Consider the following 5,051-nt stretch of genomic DNA (forward strand, 5'->3'; position numbering starts at 1 on the left):
CCGGCCCGGACGCGGCGGTGATGGGCGGCGGACAGATCTACGCCGCCGCGCTCGGCTCAGCCGACGAGTGCCTGGTCACCGAGATCGACGCGGACGCCCCGGGGACCGTGCTGGCCCCGGAGCTGGACGGGACGTGGGAGCGGGTCGAGGTCGGCGAGTGGATCACCGATCCGCGGAGCCGCGTCGAGGGGCACGACGACGAGGTCCGGCACCGGCACACGGTGTGGCGGCGGCGCGGTCGAACCGCCTAGAACCACTTCCACGTCTTGGGGATCCGCTCCCCCGCCGCGAGGATCTTGATCTTCACGCCGGCCATGAAACCGTTGATCTCGAAGTCCAGATGCGGGCCACCACGGATGTCGTAGCGGCCCTCGTCGATCTTGAGCTCGGACCACGTCCGGTTGCCGGTCACCGCGACCGAGACCCCCGGGGGGAGCAGGATCTTGGCGTTGGCGGCCCACAGGTCGAGCTGGATGTGGGTGCGCGGGCGGTCGACCACGGCCTCACGGGCGTCGAGGTAGATCTCGCCCATCCAGGACGTCAGCCGGTAGTCGTCCGGGAGGGACCACCGGCCTTCCCGCTTGAGCGTGTCGAAGACCGAGGTCTTCTTCCGGCTCTCGTCGACGGTGATCGCCCCCGTCGGCCGGGTGGCCGGTGGCTGCGCCGAGGAAGGGGTGGGCCCCGCGCCGGGACCCAGCGGCAGTCCGCTCAGGGCCACCTCCAGCTCGGCGGGGCAGGTCGCGGACCAGATCCTGGCGGCCCGGTCCGAGAACTCGGCGAGGGACAGCTCTCCCCGCCCCACCATCGCCTCCAGTCTCTGCTGAGCGAGGGCCCGCGGGTCGGTGTGCGGCTCCTGGGTCATGCCCCCAGGTTACTCAGCGGGTGAGGTCCTTCATCATCGACCGCATCTGCGCGGACAACTCGTCGGCCATGTCCTGCAGGCCGCCCGAGATGACCTGTGCCAGCAGCGCCGGGTTCTGTGCCTCGATGACGCAGCCCCCGGAGGACTCGCGGACCACGACGTTGCAGGGCAGCAGCAGCGCGACCTCCTTGCTCACGTCGAACGCCTCACCGGCGAACCCGGGGTTGCACGCCCCGAGGATCAGGACGCGCTCGATGTCCTTGTCGATCTTCTTCTTGAGCGTGGCGGTGAGATCGATCTCGTGGAGGATCCCGAAGCCGCGGTCGGCGAGCGCCTCGCGGGTCGCCTCCACCGCCTCGTCGAATCCCATCGCCGTGTACGTACCGATTCCGACGTCCATGTCGCAGTCCTCACGTCTGTGGTCGGGTGATGTCTTCCGCGTACCGGGGCCAGCATCCCACGGCCCCGGGGAGCGGTCAGGCGAGCGAGAGGAAGAGCTTCTCCAGCTCGGCCACGGTGATCCCGTCCTCGCCGGTCTCGCCGTCGCCCGCGAGGCATTCCTGGATGTTGGAGCTGATGATCTTGAACCCGGCGCGGTCCAGCGCCTTGGAGACCGCCGCCAGCTGGGTGACGACGTCCTTGCAGGGGCGCTCCTGCTCGACCATGTCGATCACCGCGTTGAGCTGTCCCCGCGCCCGGCGCAGGCGGTTGAGCACCTGCGTCCTCGCCTCGTCGTCAGCCATCTCGGGCCCTCCTGCTCTCTCGCGGATGCGGATGTCGATCCGGACCCCAGTGTACCCGTGGGGGTATCGCTGTCCAGTCCGGTGTACGGCGCGGGCCCCGGTCCACCCCCTCGAGGGGAACCGGGGCCCACGGTTGCCGCGGTCGTGCCCGCAGCGCCGGCCGTGCCGGCGGAGTCGCAGGGGATCAGTCGTCGTGGACGATGATCCCGCGGACCATGCCGTCGCCGCCGGACTCCATGATCTCGTAGCCCTCGTTGACCTGATCGAGCGTGAAGCGGTGCGTGATCAGCTCGTCGAGCTTGAGCTGCTTCTCGTCCCACAGCCGCAGGATGTTGGGGATGTCGTGGAAGGCGTTGGCCGACCCGAACAGTGACCCCTTGATGACCTTCTCGTACTGGGAGACGAACAGCCCGGTGAGGTTGATGGACTGGTTGTCGAGGCCGCCCATGGAGGTGAGCACCACGACCCCCCGCTTACCCACCATGTCGGTGGCGTCGGCGGTCACCTTGGCGTCCGCCACGCCGATCGTGATGATGGCCTTCTCGGCCATGTTCCCCCAGGTCAGGCCCGGAAGCTCGGCCTTGGCCTGGTCGACGTCCGAGTAGACGTGGGTGGCGCCGAACTCCGTGGCCTTGGCCAGCTTCGACTCGTCCGTGTCGATGGCCAGGATGAATCGCGCGCCGGCGTGCTTCGCGCCCTGGATCGCGTTGATGCCGATGCCGCCGATGCCGAAGACGACGACGGTGTCACCGGCCCGGACGTCGGCTGAGTAGACGGCCGATCCCCAGCCGGTGGTGACGCCGCAGCCGACGAGCGCCGCGACCTCGAAGGGGATCCAGTCCTGGACCTTGACCACCGAGTTCATGTTGGCGACGGTGTACTGCGAGAACGTGCCGAGGGTGCACATGGCGCCGGCGGTCTCGCCGTTCGCGAGGGCGAACGGGTACCGGCCGTCGGCCATCTCGCCGATCGTGCCGTTGAGTCCGCCGTCGCACAGGTTGGTCATGCCGCGCGCACAGGCGGAGCACTTGCCACAGGCCGGGATGAACGACCCCACCACGTGGTCGCCGGGCTGGACGTGGGTCACGCCGGGGCCGACCGCCTCGACGACGCCCGCGCCCTCGTGCCCGCCGACGATCGGCAGTCGCCCGGGCAGGTCACCACTGGTGATGTGGAGGTCGGAATGGCAGAGACCGGCGACCTTCCACTTGACGAGCACCTCGCCGAAGTGGGGGCCGTCGAGCTCGGCCTCCACGATCTCGAACGGCTTGCCCAGCTCTCGGGCGATGGCGGCCTTGGTCTTCATTCGACTCCCTCCGGGCGCGACGGGGTGATCCCGTCACTGGAACGTGTTCTCATCACGATATCCGCATCGGTCCACCGGGGATCGGCAAACCGAGAACCTGTTCCAATTTCGGCGCGCGGGCGCGCCGGAGGGAGTGGGCCGACTCAGCCCTGGGCGTCGCCCTGCTGGGCCTGGGCCTCTTCGACCGCCTTGCGGACCTCGTCCATGTCGAGCCCCTTGATCTGCTCGACCAGGTCGTCGAGCGCCTGCTCCGGGATCGCACCGGAGTGACGGAACACGGCGATGCCCTCGCGGAACGCCATGAGCGTGGGGATCGACTGGATCTGCAGCATCGCGCCCAGCTGCTGCTCCGCGTCGGTGTCGACCTTCGCGAAGGTCAGCTCGGGGTTCTTGCCGGAGACCTTCTCGAACACCGGCCCGAAGGCCTTGCAGGGGCCACACCACTCGGCCCAGAAGTCCACCAGGACGATGTCGTTGTCGGTGACGGTCTTCTCGAAGTCGGCGGTCGTGATGTCGACGGTGGTCATACGAATGCCCTCCTAGCGGGACGGGGCGGCTCTCGTCCCGTCGTCTCTCGTCGCCAGCCTACGGACAGCCCGCGCCTGCGACGACCTTCTCGCACGGACCATACCCGTGTGGGTATTCAAGGTCGTGCAGTGAGGAACAACGTCGCCCGATCGGGGTTATTCCCCCCGCGCCCCCGGGCGGGGCGGGGATCCGAGGATCTCCGCCAGGAACCACTCGAGCTGGTCCAGGAAGACCGCGTTGTCGTCCCCGGCCACCATGTGACCGGCGTCCGCGACCTCGTGGGTGTACGCGTGCGGGAGGTGTCGCAGCAGGTGGGCCACCGACTCGTCGCTGACGATGTCCGATCGCGACCCCCTGATGAGCATGGTCGGCTCGGTGACGTGGGGCACGATCCCCTCGAAGTAGTCGTTCCCGATCTCGGCGTTGTCCCCGGTGGCGCCCGCGACGAAGCGCGGGTCCCAGTGCCAGTACCACCGGCCGTCGCCCTTCTGGCGGAGATTCTTGCGCAGTCCGTCCAGGTTCGTCGGGCGCTGACGACCAGGCTGGTAGGCGGCGATCGCCTCGGCGGCGGCCTCCAGGTCCGCGAACCCGTCCAGCCCCGACCGCATGAACTCCCCGATCCGCTGGACGCCCTTCGCCTCGATCTTCGGGGTGACGTCCACCAGCACCAGCGCCCGGGCGACGGGCTTGGCGGTCCCCAGCGCCAGCAGTCCGGTCAATCCACCGAGCGAGGCGCCCACGAGAACCGGCAGCCGGCCGGGGAAGCGGGCGGCGACGATCAGCTCGAGATCGTCGACCATGCGGTGGATGTCGTAGTCCCCGTCCGCCGCCCAGTCGCTGTCACCGTGGCCCCGCGCGTCCATCGTCGTGACCCGGTACCCCTCGGTCGCGAGTCGCCGGGCGGCGCGGTTCCACGAGTTCCGGGTCTGCGCCCCGCCGTGCAGCATGAGGATCTCGTCGACCGGATCCGCATCACCGATCGGCTCCCACACGTCGCCGACGAGCATCCCGGCCGCACCGGCGAGCGTGAAGGACCGGGGCTCGGCGGCGTGGGGGTGATCACTGCGGGTCTCGATCTCGCTACTCGTCATGGTGGCCCTTCCGCCCGCACTCCCACCTCGGCGGTGGAACGTGTTCTCATATCGGTTCTACCACGAGCTCCCGGCGACCACCCGCGCGGCGAGGTCCTCGGCCACCGCGAGAACGGAGAGATAGGGGCCGCACCGCGGCAGCACCGGGAACACCGACGCGTCGGCCACCCGCATACCCTCGCAGCCCAGGACCCGGCCGGAATCGTCGACCACCTCACCGATCCGCGCCGACCCCGCGAGGTGCTGGGAGGTCGACGGGACGGGTGCGGGCCGCGGCCCACCACCGGGGATCCCCAGGCGGTCCGCGACCATCCCGGCGGCCTGGTCGAGCGCGGAGGCGTCGCGGGGGTCGTCGGCCAGCACCACCCGCGGGCCGTCTCCCCCGGAGCTCCCCTCCCGCACGTGGCCCCGGCCCACGGGGTTCATCAGGGCCACCCCGATCCGGTGCGGCTGGGGGTCCAGGCCCGGGATCACCCGGTGAATCGGGACCGAGTAGGGCCGCACCTCGACCTCCGCGAGGC

General features: G+C 69.8%; 8 protein-coding genes. 1 reads left to right on the forward strand and 7 read right to left on the reverse strand.

The annotated features are described in order from the left end of the window. Positions 1-251 (forward strand): dihydrofolate reductase (locus tag G6020_RS02230; protein ID WP_182609527.1); only part of this gene is annotated, 251 nt, incomplete at its 5' end. On the opposite strand, the gene G6020_RS02235 is transcribed toward G6020_RS02230, so the two are convergent. From G6020_RS02235 to G6020_RS02265, 7 genes are all read right to left on the reverse strand, one after another. Continuing rightward, entirely contained in the window at positions 248-862 is a 615-nt protein-coding gene (locus tag G6020_RS02235) for a DUF1707 domain-containing protein (protein WP_179525874.1), read from the reverse strand. The two genes, G6020_RS02230 and G6020_RS02235, sit on opposite strands and share 4 nt — an antisense overlap. A 13-nt stretch (positions 863-875) precedes the next feature. Next, positions 876-1,262 (reverse strand): DUF302 domain-containing protein, encoded by a 387-nt coding sequence (locus tag G6020_RS02240; protein ID WP_179525875.1) that lies wholly within the window; start codon positions 1,260-1,262, stop codon positions 876-878. A 76-nt stretch (positions 1,263-1,338) separates the two neighbouring features. Further along, on the reverse strand, positions 1,339-1,605 hold the full coding sequence (locus G6020_RS02245; RefSeq protein ID WP_179525876.1) for a metal-sensitive transcriptional regulator: 267 nt from the start codon (positions 1,603-1,605) through the stop codon (positions 1,339-1,341). A gap of 184 nt (positions 1,606-1,789) precedes the next feature. Next, positions 1,790-2,911: an NDMA-dependent alcohol dehydrogenase gene (locus G6020_RS02250; RefSeq protein WP_179525877.1), complete on the reverse strand. Its 1,122-nt coding sequence runs from the start codon at positions 2,909-2,911 to the stop codon at positions 1,790-1,792. Positions 2,912-3,054: 143 nt separating this feature from the next. After that, the gene (gene trxA, locus G6020_RS02255) at positions 3,055-3,438 is read right to left on the reverse strand and encodes a thioredoxin (RefSeq protein WP_179525878.1); all 384 of its coding nucleotides are present in this window, start codon (positions 3,436-3,438) and stop codon (positions 3,055-3,057) included. A gap of 156 nt (positions 3,439-3,594) precedes the next feature. Continuing rightward, complete coding sequence (locus G6020_RS02260) at positions 3,595-4,530, reverse strand: alpha/beta hydrolase (protein ID WP_182609528.1); 936 nt, start codon at positions 4,528-4,530, stop codon at positions 3,595-3,597. Positions 4,531-4,587: 57 nt separating this feature from the next. Continuing rightward, the coding region (locus G6020_RS02265; RefSeq protein WP_241732534.1) for a GMC oxidoreductase at positions 4,588-5,051 on the reverse strand (464 nt) is incomplete at its 5' end.

The organism is Dietzia sp. B19, assembly GCF_014145155.1.
Classification (GTDB): Bacteria; Actinomycetota; Actinomycetes; order Mycobacteriales; family Mycobacteriaceae; genus Dietzia; species Dietzia natronolimnaea.